The organism is Streptomyces sp. NPDC002845 (assembly GCF_053591955.1).
In genome coordinates, this window is the sequence record NZ_JBSFUU010000005.1 from 82,638 (window position 1) to 101,588 (window position 18,951).

Annotated in this window: 16 protein-coding genes and 1 pseudogene; 4 read left to right on the forward strand and 13 right to left on the reverse strand. The window is 70.6% G+C overall.

The window, feature by feature from the left end; all coding sequences use genetic code 11:
• The first annotated feature begins 17 nt into the window (after nt 1-17).
• Nucleotides 18-1,769, forward strand: coding sequence for a sodium/solute symporter (locus ACWD3C_RS05015; RefSeq protein WP_451140162.1), 1,752 nt, complete (start codon nt 18-20; stop codon nt 1,767-1,769).
• A gap of 8 nt (nt 1,770-1,777) precedes the next feature.
• On the forward strand, nt 1,778-2,995 hold the full coding sequence (locus ACWD3C_RS05020; RefSeq protein ID WP_451140418.1) for a sensor histidine kinase: 1,218 nt from the start codon (nt 1,778-1,780) through the stop codon (nt 2,993-2,995).
• A gap of 23 nt (nt 2,996-3,018) precedes the next feature.
• On the opposite strand, the gene ACWD3C_RS05025 is transcribed toward ACWD3C_RS05020, so the two are convergent.
• The 7 genes from ACWD3C_RS05025 to ACWD3C_RS05055 all read right to left on the reverse strand — a co-directional run bounded on the left by ACWD3C_RS05025 (nt 3,019) and on the right by ACWD3C_RS05055 (nt 11,130).
• Nucleotides 3,019-3,177, reverse strand: coding sequence for a hypothetical protein (locus ACWD3C_RS05025; RefSeq protein ID WP_451140164.1), 159 nt, complete (start codon nt 3,175-3,177; stop codon nt 3,019-3,021).
• A gap of 13 nt (nt 3,178-3,190) precedes the next feature.
• Nucleotides 3,191-5,110, reverse strand: coding sequence for a protein kinase domain-containing protein (locus ACWD3C_RS05030; RefSeq protein WP_451140166.1), 1,920 nt, complete (start codon nt 5,108-5,110; stop codon nt 3,191-3,193).
• A 4-nt stretch (nt 5,111-5,114) separates the two neighbouring features.
• Nucleotides 5,115-6,692, reverse strand: a complete 1,578-nt coding sequence (locus ACWD3C_RS05035; protein ID WP_451140168.1) for a DUF6777 domain-containing protein — start codon at nt 6,690-6,692, stop codon at nt 5,115-5,117.
• A 158-nt stretch (nt 6,693-6,850) separates the two neighbouring features.
• Entirely contained in the window at nt 6,851-7,801 is a 951-nt protein-coding gene (locus ACWD3C_RS05040; protein ID WP_451140170.1) for a cytochrome c oxidase assembly protein, read from the reverse strand.
• A gap of 104 nt (nt 7,802-7,905) precedes the next feature.
• Nucleotides 7,906-8,931, reverse strand: coding sequence for a 6-phosphofructokinase (locus ACWD3C_RS05045; protein WP_451140172.1), 1,026 nt, complete (start codon nt 8,929-8,931; stop codon nt 7,906-7,908).
• Nucleotides 8,932-9,139: 208 nt separating this feature from the next.
• Complete coding sequence (locus ACWD3C_RS05050) at nt 9,140-9,871, reverse strand: type 1 glutamine amidotransferase (RefSeq protein ID WP_451140174.1); 732 nt, start codon at nt 9,869-9,871, stop codon at nt 9,140-9,142.
• Between the two features lie 20 nt (nt 9,872-9,891).
• Nucleotides 9,892-11,130: a MurT ligase domain-containing protein gene (locus ACWD3C_RS05055; protein ID WP_451140176.1), complete on the reverse strand. Its 1,239-nt coding sequence runs from the start codon at nt 11,128-11,130 to the stop codon at nt 9,892-9,894.
• Nucleotides 11,131-11,273: 143 nt separating this feature from the next.
• On the opposite strand from ACWD3C_RS05055, the gene def reads away from it, so the two are divergent.
• Entirely contained in the window at nt 11,274-11,822 is a 549-nt protein-coding gene (def, locus tag ACWD3C_RS05060) for a peptide deformylase (RefSeq protein WP_451140178.1), read from the forward strand.
• Nucleotides 11,823-11,939: 117 nt separating this feature from the next.
• Here def and ACWD3C_RS05065 read toward each other — a convergent pair whose 3' ends face one another.
• Entirely contained in the window at nt 11,940-12,584 is a 645-nt protein-coding gene (locus tag ACWD3C_RS05065; RefSeq protein WP_451140180.1) for a TetR family transcriptional regulator, read from the reverse strand.
• A gap of 171 nt (nt 12,585-12,755) precedes the next feature.
• Here ACWD3C_RS05065 and ACWD3C_RS05070 point away from each other — a divergent pair, with 171 nt between their 5' ends.
• Nucleotides 12,756-13,985 carry an acyl-CoA dehydrogenase family protein gene (locus tag ACWD3C_RS05070; RefSeq protein ID WP_451140182.1) on the forward strand — a complete coding sequence of 410 codons (1,230 nt, stop codon included), beginning with the start codon at nt 12,756-12,758 and terminating at the stop codon, nt 13,983-13,985.
• Between the two features lie 272 nt (nt 13,986-14,257).
• Here the strand turns inward: ACWD3C_RS05070 and ACWD3C_RS05075 are convergent, their stop codons facing one another.
• From ACWD3C_RS05075 to ACWD3C_RS05095, 5 genes and pseudogenes are all read right to left on the reverse strand, one after another.
• Nucleotides 14,258-14,779: a cupin domain-containing protein gene (locus tag ACWD3C_RS05075; protein WP_451140184.1), complete on the reverse strand. Its 522-nt coding sequence runs from the start codon at nt 14,777-14,779 to the stop codon at nt 14,258-14,260.
• A gap of 7 nt (nt 14,780-14,786) precedes the next feature.
• Nucleotides 14,787-16,016 (reverse strand): cytochrome P450, encoded by a 1,230-nt coding sequence (locus ACWD3C_RS05080; RefSeq protein WP_451140186.1) that lies wholly within the window; start codon nt 16,014-16,016, stop codon nt 14,787-14,789.
• Nucleotides 16,013-17,112: pseudogene (locus ACWD3C_RS05085) on the reverse strand (type III polyketide synthase). The gene ACWD3C_RS05080 and the pseudogene ACWD3C_RS05085 overlap by 4 nt, the downstream one beginning before the upstream one ends.
• A 142-nt stretch (nt 17,113-17,254) precedes the next feature.
• Nucleotides 17,255-17,494, reverse strand: a complete 240-nt coding sequence (locus ACWD3C_RS05090; RefSeq protein ID WP_451140188.1) for a DUF6213 family protein — start codon at nt 17,492-17,494, stop codon at nt 17,255-17,257.
• Nucleotides 17,495-17,519: 25 nt separating this feature from the next.
• The gene (locus ACWD3C_RS05095) at nt 17,520-18,905 is read right to left on the reverse strand and encodes an NADP-dependent succinic semialdehyde dehydrogenase (protein WP_451140190.1); all 1,386 of its coding nucleotides are present in this window, start codon (nt 18,903-18,905) and stop codon (nt 17,520-17,522) included.
• Between the last annotated feature and the right edge of the window lie 46 nt (nt 18,906-18,951).

An 18,951-nucleotide genomic window follows, 5' to 3' on the forward strand; every position in this document is an offset into this window, starting at 1 on the left:
ATGACCGAGAACGCACGATGAACGAGAACTACGCCGTCCCCGCGGTCGCCCTCGTCGTCGTGGCCACCGTGTTCGTCGGCGCGTTCGGCCTGCGCATCTCGCGCACGACGTCCGACTTCTACGTCGCCTCCCGCACGGTGGGCCCGAGACTGAACGCCGCCGCGATCAGCGGCGAGTACCTGTCCGCCGCCTCCTTCCTGGGCATCGCCGGCCTCGTGCTCGTCCAGGGCCCCGACATGCTCTGGTACCCGGTCGGCTACACCGCGGGCTACCTCGTCCTCCTCCTCTTCGTCGCCGCCCCCCTGCGCCGCTCGGGCGCGTACACCCTGCCGGACTTCGCCGAGGCCCGGCTCGCCTCCCCGGCGGTACGGCGGCTGGCGGGGGCCTTCGTGGTCGGGGTCGGCTGGCTGTACCTGCTGCCCCAGCTCCAGGGCGCGGGGCTGACCCTGGCCGTGCTCACCGACGCGCCCGACTGGCTCGGCGGCGTGATCGTCGCGGCCGTCGTGGTCGCCACGGTCGCCGCGGGCGGCATGCGCAGCATCACCTTCGTACAGGCGTTCCAGTACTGGCTCAAACTCACCGCCCTGCTCGTCCCCGCCCTCTTCCTGGTCCTCGCCTGGCAGGGCGACGGCGCGCCGCGGCACGCCTTCGACGAACAGGCGACCTTCCGCGAACAGCGGGTCGTCCGCGTCGACGACAGCCTCGACCTCAAGCTCACCCGCCCGCTGAACATCACCGCCACCGGCACCGTCAACGGCCGCGCCTACGAGGACGAGCGCGTCGACCTGCCCGCGGGCACCCACCGCATCGACCGCGGCACCCGCCTGACCTTCGCCGAGGGCGACCCCGTCCCCGTGGCCGACCGCGGCAGCAACGGCGGCATGTCGACCTCGCTCGCCGAGGGCCGCGAGCAACGCCCGCTGTACGCCACGTACGGACTCATCCTCGCCACCTTCCTCGGCACCATGGGCCTGCCCCACGTGGTCGTCCGCTTCTACACCAGCCCGCACGGCGTCGCCGCCCGCCGCACCACCGTGGTCGTCCTGGGGCTGATCGGCGCCTTCTACCTCCTCCCGCCCGTCTACGGCGCCCTGGGGCGGCTGTACGCCCCCGAGCTCACCCTCACCGGCGACGCCGACGCGGCCGTGCTGCTCCTGCCCGACCGGATGATCGGCGGGCTCGGCGGAGACCTGCTGGGCGCGCTGGTGGCGGGCGGGGCGTTCGCGGCGTTCCTGTCCACCGCGTCCGGGCTGACCATGGCCGTGGCGGGCGTCGTCACACAGGACGTGCTGCCCGCGCGCGGGGTACGGCACTTCCGGCTCGGCACGGTGCTCGCCATGGCCGTACCGCTCGCCGCGAGCGTGCTGGTGGGCGGGCTGCCGGTGGCCGACGCGGTCGGACTCGCCTTCGCCGTGTCCGCCTCGTCGTTCTGCCCGCTGCTCGTGCTCGGCATCTGGTGGCGGCGGCTGACCCCGCCGGGCGCGGCCGCCGGGATGCTGATCGGCGGCGGATCGGCGCTGGTCGCGGTCGCGGCGACCATGGCCGGATATCCCGGGGGCGGCACGCTGCACGCGCTGCTCGCCTGGCCCGCACTCTGGTCGGTGCCGCTGGCGTTTCTGACGATGGTGCTGGTGTCGCTGGCCACGCCCGGAAAGGTGCCGGCGGGGACGGCGGCCGTCCTGGCGCGGTTCCATCTGCCGGAGGAACTGGCCGGCGGTCAGGTGCGGGCCGCCGTCGACGAGAAGGAGATCGAGGCGTGGAGGCGGTGAGCGGTGAGATGAACGGATTCGTCGCCGGGCTGGTCGTGGCCGTGCTGCCGCTGCTCGCGGCCGGTTTCTGGCTCGGCCGCCGTACCGCCCGGCCACGGGCGCTCGGCGGGCTCGGCACCCCCGTCGAGCACGCCACCTTCCAGACCCTGCACACCGCCTCGCTCGCCGCACCCCCGCTCCGCGCGGGCCTCACCGAGGAGACGGCCCGCAAGTCCGCCAGGCGGCTGCGCAGCCTGCTCGGCACGGACGCGCTGTGCCTCACCGACCACGACTCGGTCCTAGCCTGGGACGGCGTGGGCGAGCACCACCGCGCCGAGATCACGGAACGGCTCGGCGCCCCCCTGGAGACCGGCCGCGGCGAGGCCTTCCGGCTGACGTGCGAGGAACAGGACTGCCCGCTGCGCTGGGCCGTCGTCGCCCCCCTCACCGTCGACGACCGCGTCCACGGCGCCCTCGTCGCCTGCGCGCCCCGCGAATCCGCCGTCCTCGTCCGGGCCGCCGGAGAGGTCGCCCGCTGGGTCTCCGTACAGCTGGAGCTGGCCGACCTGGACCAGTCCCGCACCCGTCTCATCGAGGCCGAGATCAAGGCCCTGCGCGCCCAGATCTCCCCGCACTTCATCTTCAACTCGCTCGCGGTCATCGCCTCGTTCGTCCGCACCGACCCCGAGCGCGCCCGCGAACTCCTCCTGGAATTCGCCGACTTCACCCGCTACTCGTTCCGCAGACACGGCGACTTCACCACCCTCGCCGACGAACTCCACGCCATCGACCACTACTTGGCGCTCGTGAGGGCCCGCTTCGGCGACCGCCTCTCCGTCACCCTCCAGATCGCCCCCGAGGTCCTGCCGGTCACGCTGCCCTTCCTCTGCCTGCAACCCCTGGTGGAGAACGCCGTCAAGCACGGCCTGGAGGGCAGGACTGTGACTGCCGCAGGCAAGAGCCACATCAGCATCACCGCCCAGGACGCGGGAGCCGAGGCCCTGGTCGTCATCGAGGACGACGGCGTCGGCATGGACCCCGAACTGCTGCGCCGCATCCTCTCCGGCGACGTCAGCCCCTCGGGCGGCATCGGGCTGTCCAACGTCGACGACCGGCTCCGCCAGGTCTACGGCGACGACCACGGCCTCGTCATCGAGACCGCGGTCGGGGCGGGCATGAAGATCACCGCCCGGCTGCCGAAGTACCAGCCGGGCGTGCATTCGGGGGGACGGCTGTCCCGCGAATGAGGGTCAGGTGGCGCGCTGCGCGCTCAGGTGCTGCGCGATGCCACCATGCCCAGTGTGATCATGCCGAGGACCACCCAGCCGAACCACAGCCAGCCGTTCGACCCGAGGGCCACCGAATAGGCCGTCACCACGACGAGCCCACCGACGGTGAGCACCCCCATCGCCTTCGTAGAACCGGGCATCGCGACACCCTCCTCAGACTTCGTCACCCTCCATGGTGCCCCCGTTTTCGGGAACAACAGTGCATACGACGAAATGAGTGGTCCTCTTCCAGCCGTTGTCGCTGATCCAGTAGTCGGAGGCGTAGAAACTGGGGTCGTACCCGTAGTCCTCCGGCGGCAGATCCCTCTCGCAGGCCGCGCGCGCCCGGTTCTTCGCCTCCTCGAACGTCGTCTCCGGGGCCATCCGGGTGAATCCGAGCACCCGCTCGTCGTGCGGTTCCTCGCAGGACACGAGCCGGGCGCCGGTGTCGCTGAGCTGGTCGAGGCAGTCCTGCTTCTGCATGGTGGCCGTGTCGATGAACTTCATGCCCGGCTCGCGATGGTCCCCGATCGGCCCGAACACCGGCCGGTGCGCGCCCATCAGCAGACACACGACGCGGTGCCCGGCGGTGTCGAAGCCGTCGTCGGTCGGGATCACGGCGTACGTACGGATGTCCGCGAGCTTCTCGCGGGCCTCCTCGGTGAGCTGCTCGCACTGGGCGGCGCCGCCCGCGCGGGCGTCCTGAGCGGAGGCGGCCTCGTACACCGCCATCACCTGTCCGTCGGTGTCGTGGCTGACGCACTGCCGTACGACCTGGAGCCGGGGCGTGCCGGTGAAGGGCGCGTCCGGCCAGGCGGCGTTCACGCAATCGCCGTCCTTGAGCGGTTCGGTCAGCCCGACGGCGTCCCCGTACGGCTTCCCGTCGGCATCGCCGTCCTCCGGCAGTATCCCCATCGCGTACCAGGCCCCGCCGCCCAGGAGGGCCAGCCCGAGCGCGGACGCCACGACGGCTTGCACGACACGGGAGCGCTGACGCCGGCGACGTCCGGTGCCCGTGACCGTGGCACGTGGGGCAGGCCAGGCGAGCGGGGTCTCGTGGCGGACGGGCCACTCCTCGCGGACCGGCGGTGCCGAGGACCCCTGCGCGGCGGACGGGCCGTACCAGGGTTCGGCGGGGCCGGGGTTCCGAGGGGCCGCCGTCCGTGTCGCCCCGTCCGCCCACTGCGGCTGCGACCCCAGGTCGAGCTGGGTCCGGGGGTGCGTCTGCGGCGTCACGATCGCGGACAGGGCGGCCTCGGCCTCCTCCACGGCGATCCGGTGGACGGGGTCCTTGGCGAGCATGGCGGCCAGCACCGCTTCCAAGGCGCCCGCCCGCAGCGTCGGACGCGGCTCCTCCAGTACGACCGCGGTGAGCGCCGCGAGCTCCGAGTCCCGCTCGAAGGGGCTGTACCCCTCGACGGCGTAGTAGAGCGTGCAGCCCAGCGAGAACAGGTCGGCCGCGGCCGTCGGCGGCCCGCCCTGCGCCCGCTCCGGGGCCAGATACCCGGCGGTGCCGACCAGCACGGACGTGCGCGTGTACCGGGTCTCGCCGCCGTCCGGCTGCACGGAGATGCCGTAGTCGGTGAGCAGGATCCGGGCGTACGGCGACCCGGTGCGGTCGGGCGCCAGGAGGATGTTGGCCGGCTTCACGTCCCGGTGCATGACGCCCCGCTCGTGCCCGGCGGTCAGCGCGTCCAGCACGGCCAGCCCGATGCGGGCGCACTCGGCGGGGGCGAGGGGCCCGCGCCGGGTGACCAGGGCGCGCAGGTCGAGGGCGCCCGCCACGTACTCCATGACGATCCAGGGCAGGCCCTCGTGCTCCAGCACGTCGTGCACGGTCACCACGTGCGGGTGGCCGCGCAGCCCGGCGGCGTGCCGGGCCTCGGCGCGGGCCCGCGCGACCCGGGCCGCGCGGTCCAGGTCGGCCTCGGCCGGGTCACGGAACACGATCTCCTTGAGCGCGACCTCACAGGCCAGCTGCTGGTCGTGGGCCAGCCAGACATGGCCCATGCCGCCGCTGCCCAGCCGGTTCAGCAGGAGGTACCGGTCGGCGATGACCCGGCCGACTCCCGACTGCGGTGATCCTGATGCCATCGGGTCACTCCCGGGATTCCGCGGTGCCTGGGCGGTGCCTCGCCTGTGCCTGGACCGGGCTCTCGGCGGGGACGTCGGGGGCGGCCGGGTCACCGGACGACACCGGTTCGCTCGACACAGGGCCGCTGGATGCCGGTTCGCTGAACACCGGGTCGTCGGGCGCGGGATCGGGGGGCCGTGCGCTCGACGTGGTGGGCGCCGGGTCCATGGGGTCCGGGGGCGGCGGCTTCTCGACGGGCGTCGACTCACTGCCCGACGGGGTGATGCCGCCGCCTGGTGTGTCTTCGCCTCCGGGGGTGCCGCCGCCACTTGGTGGGTCGCCGCCTCCGGGGGTGTCTCCACCTCCAGGTGCGTTGCCATCACCCGCAGTGTTGCCACCACCCGGTGTGTCGCCACCTCCAGGTGTGTTCCCGGCCCCTGGTGTGTCTCCGCCTCCCGACGGTGACTCCTCGCCCGGTGACGATTCCCCGGCCCCGCCCGGCGAGGACTCCGGCTCCGAGGGGTCGGTGGTGCCGGGATCCGGATCCGAGGTGTCCGTGCTGCCGGGATCCGGATCCGTCTCCGTCTCCGAGGAGCCGGAGTCGTAGCCCTCACCCGAACCCGACCCCCCGGAGGACCCCTGGTCGACGCTCAACATCACATACGCCCCGAACGGCAGAGGCGTCGTCGGCCCCGGATCGGACCCGGTCACCACCGCGTCCCCGGGCGGCAGTTCGTCCCCGGTGTGGCCGGCGGCGAGGCCCTCCTCGGACAGCCGCTGACTGGCGGCGGCGAAGGTCATGTCGGTCACGTCCGGAACGGCACGCTCTTCGCTCGTGTCGAACGCCTCGTCGTTCGCGCCCTCGTCGTCGCCGACCTGGCGGTTGATGCCCAGCTGCGGGTCCTCCACGTCGACGAGCGCGATCTGCTTCAGCGGCTGGGACGAGGGTTTGACGGTGAGCACGGCGGAACGGTCGTAGCCCTCCCACTCTTCGTTGCCGTCCTGGAACTTGACCGTCATATTCCGCGGATTCTTGTCGAAGGTACGCAACGGATTTCCGCACGAGCACTTCACGGCGGGCAGCCCCTGCTCGTCCACCAGAATCGCGATTCCCGCCTCCAGCAATGCGTCGAAGGCGACCGCCTTGCCTTTCTTGTAGTCGTGGTTCTTTACGAGAGTGTCGTGACGCAACAGGACGGGAGTGAGCGAATCGAGGTAGCCGTCGATCCGGTCAGGGGTAATGCCCACGACACGAGCCCATTCCTGGGCCTTTCGCCGGTTCCCGGGATCGGTGAGGAAATCCTTCAGCCGGTCGACGTCACAGACCTTCGGCTTGCGTGTCCCCCCGTACAGACCAGGCGTGTTGCCCTGTTGCAGGCCGCTCCGCGGCTGCTCGGACAGGACATCGGGCTGGTCCTCGCCCAGTCCGCTACCCTCATCGAAAAAAGGTGCGAGAGAAGGAACGCCGACAGCGACGGCCTTCACCACGAACGACCGCTGACCCTCGGTGCATCCGCTGAGGATCAGACCCCCCACCAGCAGAAAAGCGAGCCTTCGAGCCGCTGATTTACCGGCCTTTCGCAAACATGTGCGCATTGTCATGACCGCTCCCCCCCGGCGGTTCCCCCGTCACCCTGCAGAGCGGAAGCAGGGCTCACACATCATGCTACTGAATGGAAAAGCCTTTCAGTCAAGGGGAATTATGCGAGTGGGGCGAGTGACCCGAAGAAGGAAAAGGGGTGTGACGGAGGAAAGGAAACTCAGCGACCGCGTGCGTTGAGTGAGGCCAGATAGGCGTTGTACGCCGCCAGCTCCTTGTCGCCGTCGCGGTCCGCGGCACGGTCCTGACGGCGGGCCTGGCGCTGGTCGGAGGCGTACCACTGGAACAGCAGCGCGATCAGCACCAGCACGGAGGGGATCTCACTGAACGCCCAGGCGATGCCGCCCGCCATGTTCTGGTCGGAGAGGGCGTCGATGCCGAGCGAGGCCGGCGGGTTCTTGTACGTCTCCACCATCGGCTCGGACGCCATCATCAACGCGATACCGAAGAACGCGTGGAACGGCATGCCCGCGAACAGCTCCAGCATCCGCATCAGATAACCGGGGCGGTGCGGACCGGGGTCCACGCCCATGATCGGCCAGAAGAAGGCCAGGCCGACCGCGAGGAAGTGCACCATCATCGTGATGTGCCCCGGCTTGGAGCCCATCAGGAAGTCGAAGAGCGGTGTGAAGTACAGCGCGTACAGGCTCGCGATGAACATCGGGATGGTGAACACGGGGTGCGTGACGATACGCATGTAGCGGCTGTGCAGCAGTGCCAGCAGCAGTTCGCGCGGGCCCTTGCGGTCCCGTCCCGCGACCGGCAGCGCGCGCAGCGCCAGGGTGATCGGCGCACCGAGCAGCAGCAGGATGGGGGAGAGCATGCTGATCACCATGTGCTGCACCATGTGCACGCTGAACATGACCATGCCGTAGTCGTTCAGCTTGGTGCACATCGCCAGCAGGACGGTCAGCACCCCGACGGTGAACGCGACCGTGCGGCCCACCGGCCACTTGTCACCGCGCCGGACGAGCCGCGCGACCCCCCAGCCGTACAGGCCCAGCGCCACCAGGCAGCCGATGAGGAAGAACGGGTCCGCCGACCATTCGAGCCCGCGCCCCAGCGTGAACGGCGGCAGATCCATGGTCGTGCCGTGCCCGCTGTGATCCATCCGCCGGCTCCTGGTTCGTACTGGTTGTGCGCCATCTGTCCGCACCAGGGTAGAACCGCCCCCGGCCGCGCTCGCGACCGGGGGCGGTTTCAGCTACGTACGGCTCAGAGGACGCACTGCGCCTCGGCGTACCGCTCCTCCGGAACGGTCTTGAGCGTCCTGACCGCCTCCGCCAGCGGCACCATCACGATGTCCGTGCCGCGCAGCGCGGTCATCTGCCCGAACTCCCCGCGGTGCACGGCCTCCACGGCGTGCCAGCCGAACCGGGTGGCGAGGACACGGTCGTACGCCGTCGGAGTACCGCCCCGCTGGACGTGCCCGAGGATGACCGGGCGGGCCTCCTTGCCGAGGCGCTGCTCCAGCTCGATCGACAGCTGGCGGGCGATCCCGGCGAACCGTTCGTGACCGTAGACGTCCTTGCCGCCCTCGTCGAACTCCATGGTGTCCGCCTTGGGCTTGGCGCCCTCGGCGGCGACGACGATCGCGAACCGCTTGCCCGCCTCGAAGCGTTCGCCGACACGCGCGGCCAACTCCTCGATGTCGAAGGGGCGTTCGGGGACGACGACCGCATGGGCACCGGCTGCCATGCCCGAGTGCAGCGCGATCCAGCCGGTGTGGCGGCCCATGACCTCCACGATCAGCACGCGCTGGTGGGACTCGGCGGTGGTCTTCAGCCGGTCCAGGGCCTCGGTCGCCACACCGACGGCCGTGTCGAAGCCGAAGGTGACGTCCGTGACCGCGATGTCGTTGTCGATGGTCTTCGGCACGCCGACGATGGGCAGGCCGCTGTCGGACAGCAGCCGGGCCGCCTTGAGGGTGCCCTCACCGCCGATCGGGATGATCGCGTCGAGTCCGAGTTCCTCGACATGGCCCTTGGCCCGCTCCACACCGTCGCGCAGATGCTCGGGGCGGACCCGGGAGGAGCCGAGGATGGTGCCGCCGCGGGCGAGGATGCCGCCCACCGCGTCGAGGTCGAGCTTGAGGTAGTCGCACTCCAGGAGACCCTTCCAGCCGTCCCGGAAGCCGATGACCTCGTCGCCGTGGTCGACGACGGCGCGGTGTACGACGGACCGGATGACGGCGTTCAGCCCGGGGCAGTCGCCGCCGGACGTGAGGACACCAATGCGCATAGCCCGAAATACCTTCTCAACGTGGGCCGGGGACCGGACCACGCTGTCCGGCAGGAGTCCCCGCCACCCTACCGGCGGCAGGGGGTGGGGCCGTACCGGGCGTCCGCCTGCTGGACGCCCCCGCACACGTGAGCGGAGCCCTTGTCAGACGGGCTGCCGGACGGGCACTGAGGAACCGTTTCTCACACGCCCCACCGGGCCTCCAGCCTTACGCGGGCTGCTCCTGAGCCGCCTCGATCCGCTCGTTGCGCAGCGCCTCGTACCAGCGGTCGTCGGTCGGCGGCAGCGCGTTGACGTCGAGGGCCAGCTTCAGCAGCAGGTCCGCGATCTGCGGGTTCCTGGCGAGCACGGGTCCGTGCATGTACGTGCCGAAGACCGTGTCGTTGTACGCGCCCTCCGTGCCGTCACCCGTGCCGTTGCCCTTGCCGAGGCGCACCTGCGCCAAGGGGCGCGCGGTGGGGCCGAGGTGGGTGATGCCCTGGTGGTTCTCGAAGCCGGTCAGCGGGGGCAGCGCGAGGCGCGGGTCGATGTCCCCGAGCACGTCGCCGACGCAGCGCTCGCCCTCGCCGCGCGCCGAGACCACGTCGAGCAGGCCGAGGCCGGGCTCGCGCTGGCCGAGGTCGTTGATGAACTCGTGGCCGAGGATCTGGTACCCGGCGCAGACCGAGAAGATGATCGCGCCGTTGCCGGCCGCGCGGTGCAGTCCGCCGTCGCGGCGCAGCCGCTCGGCCGCGAGCCGCTGGGGGCGGTCCTCGCCGCCGCCGATCAGATAGATGTCTCCGGAGGTGGGGATCGGCTGGTCGCTGCGCACGTCGAGGCGCGCCACGTCGAGGCCGCGCTGGTGGGCCCGGCGCTCCACGACGAGGACGTTGCCCTGGTCGCCGTAGGTGCTGAGCAGGTCCGGGTAGACCCAGACGACCCGCAGGCTGTTGTCACTCATGAAGTGATCGTCCTTCTTGGTCAGTTGCCCACGCGGCGGCGCAGGTCCTGGAACGCGGTGTAGTTCGCGATGACCTCGATCCGGCCGGGCGGGGCCATCTGCACGGCCTGGTCGACGTTCTCGCAGACCTGGAAGTGCTGGTTCGCCACCTCCAGGCGCACCGCGAGGTCCAGCTTGCGGTCGCCGATGACGAAGATCGGGTGGCCGGTCAGTCGCGCGTAGTCGACATCCCACAACCAGGAGGTGTCGGTGCCGTCGGCGCCGCGCGCGTTCACGGAAAGGATCACCGGGGTCGGCGGCGGGTCGATCAGCGAGAACGTCTCCAGCCAGCCCGCGGGGTTCTTGGCGAGCAGCAGGCGCAGGTCGCGCTGCATGAACTGCACGACGTCGTAGCGCCCGGCCACCGCCTGGACCTGGTACATGCGTTCCAGGGCGACCTGCGGCGGCACTCCGAAGACGGCGGCGACGGCGGCCGAGGAGGTGGCGTTGGCCTTGTTGGCGCGGCCCGGCAGCTGGAGGTGGATCGGCCAGGCCGAGCCGTGCGGGTCGAGGACGTGGTCGCCGGAGAGCGCCCAGCTGGGCGTCGGCCGCCGGAATCCGCACTCGCCGCAGAACCAGTCGTCGCCCGGACGCTGCATCACACCGCCGCAGGACGGGCAGGACCAGGCGTCGTCCTTCCACATCTGCCCCGCGGCGACCCAGATCACATTGGGGGAGGAGGACGCGGCCCACACCACCAGCGGGTCGTCGGCGTTGGCCACCACGACGGCCTTCGAACCGGACAGGCCCTCGCGCCAGTTCTCGGCGAGCATCCGGGTCTCGGCGGCGCGGTCGAGCTGGTCACGGGAGAGGTTGAGCAGGGCGATGCACTTCGGGTCGGTGTCCCGCGCCACCCCCGCGAGGTACTTCTCGTCGACCTCGACGACACCGAACTTGGCGTCCGACCCGCCCGCGAGCGCCGAGGTGATGCCGGCCGGCATGTTGGCGCCGAGCGCGTTCGAGACGACGGGGCCCGCGGCGCCCAGGGCCTCCGCGATCAGACGGGTGGTCGTGGTCTTGCCGTTGGTCGCCGACACCAGGATGACGTCCAGGTGCTGGGCGAGCCGGGCGAGGAGGTCCGGGTCCAGTTTGAGCGCCACCCGGCCGCCGATCACCGATCCGCTGCCGCGGCCCGCGGCACGCGATGCCGCCGCGACCGCCTTGCCCGCCGTCACGGCCAGCTTGGCCCGCGGCGTGAGCGGGTCCGAGTTGCCTGCCATCAGTTCTCGATCCTCCTTGCGTACCCCGTCGCGCCCAGTACCGGCAACGTGTGGACCAAAGCCTATCGAGATCCACTCACGCGCCCGAATCGCGGCACCATCGTGGCACCGGAACGAAGGGGGAGGACCGTACTCTTACGGCCATGCGACACGGCTCGATACCGGGCGCCCGAGGGCGCGTTCTCCCCCTGACTGTGCTGGGTGACCCCGTGTTGCACGCACCGTGTGACGAGGTCAGCGGTTTCGGCCATGAACTGGCGGATCTCGTGGAGGACATGTTCGCCACGATGTATGCCGCCCAGGGGGTCGGCCTCGCCGCCAATCAAGTGGGCCGGTCGTTGCGTGTCTTTGTCTACGACTGCCCGGACGACGAGGACGTCCGCCATGTCGGCCATGTGGTCAACCCTCGACTCGTCGAGACGGACGGTGTGGTGCTGCGGGGGCCGGAGGGGTGTCTGTCGTTGCCGGGGCTGGAGGCGGGGACGGAGCGGTATGACGAGGCCGTGGTCGAGGGCGTGACGTGGGAGGGCGAGCCGGTGCGGGTGCGGGGCACGGGCTTTTTCGCGCGGTGCTTGCAGCACGAGTGCGATCATCTTGAGGGGCAGGTGTATGTGGACCGTCTCTCGGGGTGGCGTAAGCGGCGTGTGCTGCGGCAGGCTGCGCGAGCGCCGTGGGGCGTTGAGGTTCGATGAGCGTCTGCGGGCCGTCTGCGGTTGCTCGCGCCCACGATGGGGGTCCCCTCGCTCAAGCGAAGCCGAGAGTGGGGGAGGAGCCGCACATGTCACAGCCCCGCGCCCCTTCAGGGCGCCTCAGAACCCCGGACCGCCGACCTTGTCCCCCGCCGCCGCCAGCCGCCCCCACAGCAGATCCGCCAGACTCCGCACCAACTCCGCACGTGTGCAAGGCCGTTCCCCCAGCCACCAGTCCCCGGCGGCATGCATCATGCCGACGATGCCGTGTCCCCACACCCGGGCGAGCTGCCGGCTGTCCGGGCCGAGGTCGACTCGCTCCTCGATGACCGTCCCGAGTTCCTCGCCCATGCGGCGGAGCAGCGGCGCCGAGTGCAGGCCCACGTCGAAGCCCTGGTCGCCCGGCTGGCCGCCCTCCGCTGGATGCATCAGAAAGCGGTATACCTGGGGACGTGCCTCGATGGCTGCCAGATAGGTGTCGAGCGTCGCCTCGACCCGCTCGCGGCGCTCGGCCGGAGCGTCCAGCGCCGCCCGCAGTGAATCGAGGAGGGCGTCCGTGTGACGCTTGGCGAGGGCGGCGTACAGTCCCCCCTTGTCGCCGAAGTGGCGGTAGAGGATCGGCTTGGTGATGCCCGCCTCGGCGGCGATGGCGTTCATCGACGCCCCGGGGCCGTCGCGGAGCACCACCTTGTCGGCGGCCTCCAGCAGCTCGCGCCGGCGGCGGTCGGCGGACCGTTCCTGGTCGGTCCGCTGCGTGGTGTCCATGAGCCTCTCCCCACCCGTGCTGATTTCGGTGATGCCTGCGCAAACTAACACCCAATGGCACCTTCGGATCGAACGGGCTGCCGAGGGGGTTCGAGAGTTGACTTTTCCTACCAGCCGGTAACAGACTCGGAGTTACCGCAAGTAACACCTTAGGGCATCGCTGGAGGGGTCATGGCCGAGTTCACCATGGAGCTCAATGACGAACAGAAGGAGGTCCGGGACTGGCTCCACGGGTTCGCCGCCGAGGTGATCCGCCCCGCGGCCGCCGAATGGGACGAGCGTGAGGAGACTCCGTGGCCGGTCATCCAGGAAGCCGCCAAGGTGGGTATCTACTCCCTGGACTTCTACGCCCAGCAGTACTTCGATCCCACCGGCCTCGGCATCCCCATGGCCATGGAGGAGCTGTTCTGGGGTGACGCGGGCATCGCCCTCTCCATCGTCGGCACCGGCCTCGCCGCCGTCGGCGTGCTCGCCAACGGCACCGAGGAGCAGATCGGCACCTGGATTCCCCAGATGTACGGCGATGTCAACGATGTCAAGGTCGCCGCCTTCTGCTCCTCCGAGCCCGACGCCGGCTCCGACGTCGCCTCCATGCGCACGCGTGCCGTGTACGACGAGGCCAAGGACGAGTGGGTGATCAACGGCACCAAGACCTGGGCGACCAACGGCGGCATCGCCAACGTCCACGTCGTCGTCGCGGTCGTCGACCCCGAACTCGGCTCCAAGGGGCACGCCTCCTTCATCATCCCGCCGGACACTCCCGGTCTGTCCCAGGGCCAGAAGTTCAAGAAGCACGGCATCCGCGCCTCGCACACCGCCGAGGTCGTCCTGGAGAACGTCCGTGTGCCCGGTTCCTGCCTCCTCGGCGGCAAGGAGAAGCTCGACGAGCGCCTCGCCCGTGCCCGGGAGAAGGCCAAGGCGGGCAACGGCGAGCGCGTGAAGAACGCGGCCATGGCCACGTTCGAGGCGTCCCGCCCGGCCGTCGGCGCCATGGCCGTGGGCACGGCCCGAGCCGCCTACGAGGTGGCGCTCGAGTACGCCAAGACGCGGGAGCAGTTCGGGCGGCCGATCATCGACAACCAGGGCGTCGCGTTCCAGCTGGCCGACATGCGTACGTCCATCGACGCCGCGCGTCTGCTGGTGTGGCGGGCCTCGTGGATGGCGATCAACGGCAAGCGGTTCACCGCCGCCGAGGGCTCGATGTCGAAGCTGTTCGCGAGCGAGACGGCCAAGAAGGTCACCGCTCAGGCGGTGCAGATCCTCGGCGGCAACGGCTACACCCGGGAGTACCCGGTGGAGCGGATGCACCGTGACGCGGCCATCTACACGATCTTCGAGGGCACTAGTGAGATCCAGCGACTGGTGATCGCCCGTACGCTGTCGGGGATGCCGATCCGCTGAGAGCCTGTGTCCTATCCCCGGTCGGATCCGCGCACGTCGTCATGGGGTCCCCCCGCTCGGGCGCAGCCGAGAGTGGGGGAGCGTGCGATCGCAAGGCGCCGGAGTGCCCTCGATGGGGGTGCCCCCGCGCGAGCCGAGCGAAGCCGGTTCGAGCGTGGGGGAGGAGCCACGTGGGCGTTTCGGCAACGCGGCTGGGGGTCCCCCACGCCCTTAAGGCAGTGGGGGAGTGCGGGCCAGGCGGCGGGCGCCCGGCCGGGGATGTGACACAGGCTCTAACGATGCCCGAGCGGAGTCAGCTGCTGAATGTCGTACCGTGACCGCAACTCCTCGATCGCCTCGTGGTCCGGTGCGCCACCGGCGTCGAGAATCTCCAGCAACTCCTCGAAGTACCGCTCGTGATCAGGCGGCGGGGAGGCATGGAAGAACATCCTCGCCGGTACGCCGGTGGGGTTGGCGAAGGCGTGCGGGCACCCCGGTGGTACGACGATGACCGTGCCCGGGGTGGCCCGGACCACCCGGTTGCCCGAAGTCGACTCCCAGCGCTGCCAGTTGTCCGGGGTCCGGACGCGCGGCTCGAAGGCGAGCACGTCGAGCTCGCCTTCGAGGACGTAGAACAACTCCTCGCTGCGCGTGTGCACATGGGCCCCCACGTCGAAGCCCGGGGGCACGAGGACCTCGAAGCTGGAGGCCGTGCGGGAGTGGGCGCCGGTGACCTTGAAGGTGACCTGCTGGGCGGGTGTGCGGACCGTGCGGCCGTGGCCGGGCGGCACGAGCAGCCCTTCGGTTGCCGTCATGAGGCGCTCACCACGTGACCGGCAGGGACTCGGGCCCGCGGATCAGCGCGCCCTTCTTGAACGGGACCTGGCCGGCCGGAACCCCCAGTCGCAGGCCCGGAACACGGTCCAGCAGCGTGCCGACGAGCAGCTCGGACTCCAGTTTGGCGAGCATGCCGCCCACGCAGTAGTACGGGCCGAACCCGAACGCCACATGGGGGTTGGGGTTGCGCGAGAAGTCGATGCGGTCGGGGTCCGGGAAGACCTGCGGGTCGCGGTTGGCGGCCAGGTAGGACACATAGATCGCGTCGCCCGCCCGGATCCGTACGCCCTGGATCTCCACGTCCTCCGTCGCGATCCGGGAGAGCCCGACGGCGCTGCGGTGCGGAATCCAGCGCAGCAGCTCGTTGATGGCCTGCGGGCGCGACTCCGGTTCGATGAGCAGGCGTTCGCACAGGTCGGGGCGGGTGAGCAGAACGTGGAACATCTGCCCGGAGTTGTTCGTGACCGCCTCGCCGCCGATCTGGATCAGGCCCGCCAGACCGACCGCCTCGTCGAGCGTCAGCTCCTCACGGCCCACGGCCGCGCCCAGCAGTGAGGTCACGTCCTCGCCCGCACCGCCGCCCTGCCGGTCGCCGATCAGCCGGCCGAAGTACACGGCCATCTCGCCCCTGGCCTTCTCGCTGACCGACGCGCCGTTCGTGGAGGACAGGATCAGCTGGGTCCAGGTGTGCAAGAGGTGGCGGTCGGCGGCCGGGACGCCCATCAGCTCGCAGATCACGGCGATGGGGAACGGACTCAGGATCGTCGCGGTCAGGTCGGCGGGCGGGCCGTCCTGGAGCATCTCGTCGACCAGCTCGTCCAGCACGGCGCGGGCGCTCTCCCGCAGCCGCTCCACCCCGCGCGCCGTGAACGCGGCCGCGACCGACCGGCGCAGCCGGGTGTGGTCGGGCGGGTCGAGGAGGCCCACCGCGTCCGGCGTCGGGATGAAGTGCGGGGCGAGCCGCGTGACCTGCCGCCCGACGACCTCGGCCCGGCTGAACCGGGGGTCGTTGGCGACCATGCGGACATCGTCGTAGCGGGTCACCAGCCAGGCCCAGCCCTCACCGTTGGGCAGCTGGATGCGGGTGACCGGGCCCTCGCGCATCAGCTCGGCGAGGACCGGATCGAAGTCGGTGCCCTTCAGGTCGAGGGCGGGCCAGTGGCGTACCGGCGGCATCGTGCCGAGCAGCGGTGCCGTCATCGTTTCCTCAGTCATACGGTGGCGCGCTCCGTCATGTGGGTCTTCGTGGTCGGGAAGGGCTCCTTGGCCATCACCCAGCGGCCCAGAGCCATCTCGGCGGTGATGCCGGGGCCGAAGCCGGCCAGCAGACCGCGCGCGGAGTCGGGGGCGCCGCCCTCGTCGAAGAGCCGGCGCAGCGCGTCCAGCACGACGCCGCTCGCGATGTTGCCGTACTCGGTGAGGGTCGCCCGGCTGAACCGGAAGGCCTCCGGCGGGACCTGGAGGAACTTGCTGAGGTCGTCCAGGATGCGCGGGCCGCCCGCGTGGACGATGTAGAAGTCGAGGTCGGTGGCGTCCCAGCCGTGCTGTCCCGCGAGCTCCATGAGAGCGGGGGCGAGCGGCTCCATGGTGGCCGGCACCCGCTCTTCCAGCAGGAAGTGGAAGCCGGTGGCCCGGACGTCGTACATGATCCACTCCTCGGTCCCCGGGATCAGGTACGAGCCGTTGCGCTCCAGACTGATGCCGGTGCCGCCCTTGCCCCGGACGACCGCCGCCGCGATGCCGTCGCCGAACAGGCCGTTGGACAGCAGCGAGCCGACACCGAGGTCGGTGGGCTGGTAGCACAGCGAGCAGAACTCGCAGGCCACGATGAGGGCGTTGGCGTCCGGGTAGGCGTACAGAAGTCGTGCGCCCGGTTGATCGCCTCGCCGCCGGCCGCACAGCCCAGCTGCGCAATCGGTATCTGCCGGGTGTCGCTGCGGAAGTCCATCGTGTTGATCAGCCAGGCCGTGAGCGAGGGCATCATGAACCCGGTGCACGACACGTAGATGATCACGTCGATGTCGGTGGGGAGCAGCTCCGCGTCGTCCAGCGCCCGCCGCACCACCGCCGGGACACGGGCCTTCGCCTCGGCCTCGTAGACCTTGTTGCGGTGCTTGAAGCCCGGGTGTTCGAGGGTCTCCTCGATGGGCTGCACGATGTGCCGGGTCTCGACGCCGGTGTTCTCGATCAGCCGGAGTGCGAGCGGGAGTCGGGGGTGATCCGGGTGCCGGGAGCGTGCCAGGTCCAGCGTCTCCTGCATCGTGATCACGTATTCCGGGACGGAGACGGACGGTCTGCACAAAGTCGCCATGGAGCGCGCCTGCTTTCGCCATCCGGAAGGCCTTCGCCCGCCGGACCTATGGTCGTTCACCCACGATCTCCCGGCGGACCGGGGATCTCGCGCGGGACTACTCCAGACCGGGGAACGAGGCGAGGTTCCGGCGCGTCCATGGCTAACGGGAGGCGCCCCCACTGCTGTGTGCGATGCAGGCCACGTCGATACGGTCGGCCAGCTTGGCGAGCTCGATCGTGAGGGCCGCCACCGTGTCCTCGTCGAGCCCGTCCTGGCCGGCCTCCACCAGATGCAGCCACCGGCCGCCCACCGTGCGCAGCAGCTTGCTGACGTCGGCGGCCGCCACCTGCAACGTGCCGCGGTCGTCGACGATCAGAGGCAGAGTCACTTCGCGGTTCACAGATGGGATGGTAACTGCGGAACGCTCACGCTCCGTGCCATACCGTGGTGATGTTGCAGAACTCGTGGATTCCGTTCCCGGACAGCTCACGCCCGTAGCCGGACCGCTTGACCCCGCCGAACGGGAACGCCGGGTGGGAAGCCGTCATCCCGTTGACGTACACCCCGCCGGCTTCAAGATCCCGGACGAAGCGGTCGACATCGGTCCCGTCCCGGGTCCACACGTTGGAGCTGAGCCCGAACGGCGTGTCGTTGGCGACGGCAATCGCCTCGTCCAGGCCGGCCACCCGGTACAGCGTGGCGACCGGCCCGAAGGCCTCCTCCCGGTGAATGCGCATCTCGGCGGTGACATCGGCGAGGACGGTCGGCGGGTAGTACCAGCCGGACCCCTCCAGGCGCGCGCCGCCGCACAGGGCCCTGGCCCCTCTCTCCACCGCGTCGACGACCAGCTCCTCCAGGTTGTGGCGACCCTGCTTGCTGGAGAGCGGGCCGACCTCGGTGTCCTCGTCCATCGGGTCGCCCACCCGCAGCGCCCGCATACCCTCCGTGAACCGTTCGGCGAAGGTGTCGTACACGTCCGCGTGCACGATGAACCGCTTGGCGGCGATGCAGGACTGCCCGGTGTTCTGCGCACGCGCCGTGACCGCGGTCCGCGCCGCCCGGTCGATGTCCGCCGACGGCATCACGATGTACGGGTCGCTGCCGCCCAGCTCCAGCACGGTCTTCTTGACCTCGTCCCCGGCGACCGAGGCGACCGCCCGCCCGGCCGGTTCGCTGCCGGTGAGGGTCGCCGCCTTGACGCGGGTGTCGCGCAGGATGCCCTCGACCTCGCCGGTCCCGATCAGCAGCGTCTGGAAGCAGCCCTCGGGGAAGCCCGCCCGGTGGAACAGGTCCTCCAGGTAGAGGGCGGTCTGCGGCACGTTCGAGGCGTGTTTGAGCAGGCCCACGTTGCCCGCCATCAGCGCGGGCGCGGCGAAGCGGACGACCTGCCAGAGGGGGAAGTTCCACGGCATCACGGCGAGCACGGGGCCGAGCGGCCGGTAGCGCACCAGGACGCGGGACGCGCCGGAGTCCTTGGCGTCGGCTTCGGCGGGCTCCACGTCCGCGAGCAGTTCCTCGGCGTGGTCGGCGTACCAGCGCAGCGCCTTCGCGCACTTGGCGGTCTCGGCGCGGGCCTGCTTGATCGGCTTGCCCATCTCGGTCGTCATCACGCGCGCGATGTCCTGCGCGTCCTCGTCGAGCAGGTCGGCCGCCCTGTGCAGGAGGCGGGCACGCTCGGCGAAGGTGGTGGTTCGGTATGTACGGAACGCGCTCTGTGCCGTCGCGAGCCTGCGCTCGATCTCTTCCTCGCCCAGGGCGTCGTAGGTCTTGAGCGTCTCGCCGTTCGCCGGGTTCACCGTCGCGATGGGCATGGCTGGCCTCCTCTTCAGGGCTCGGTTCGCCTCCGGGGCACGCCCC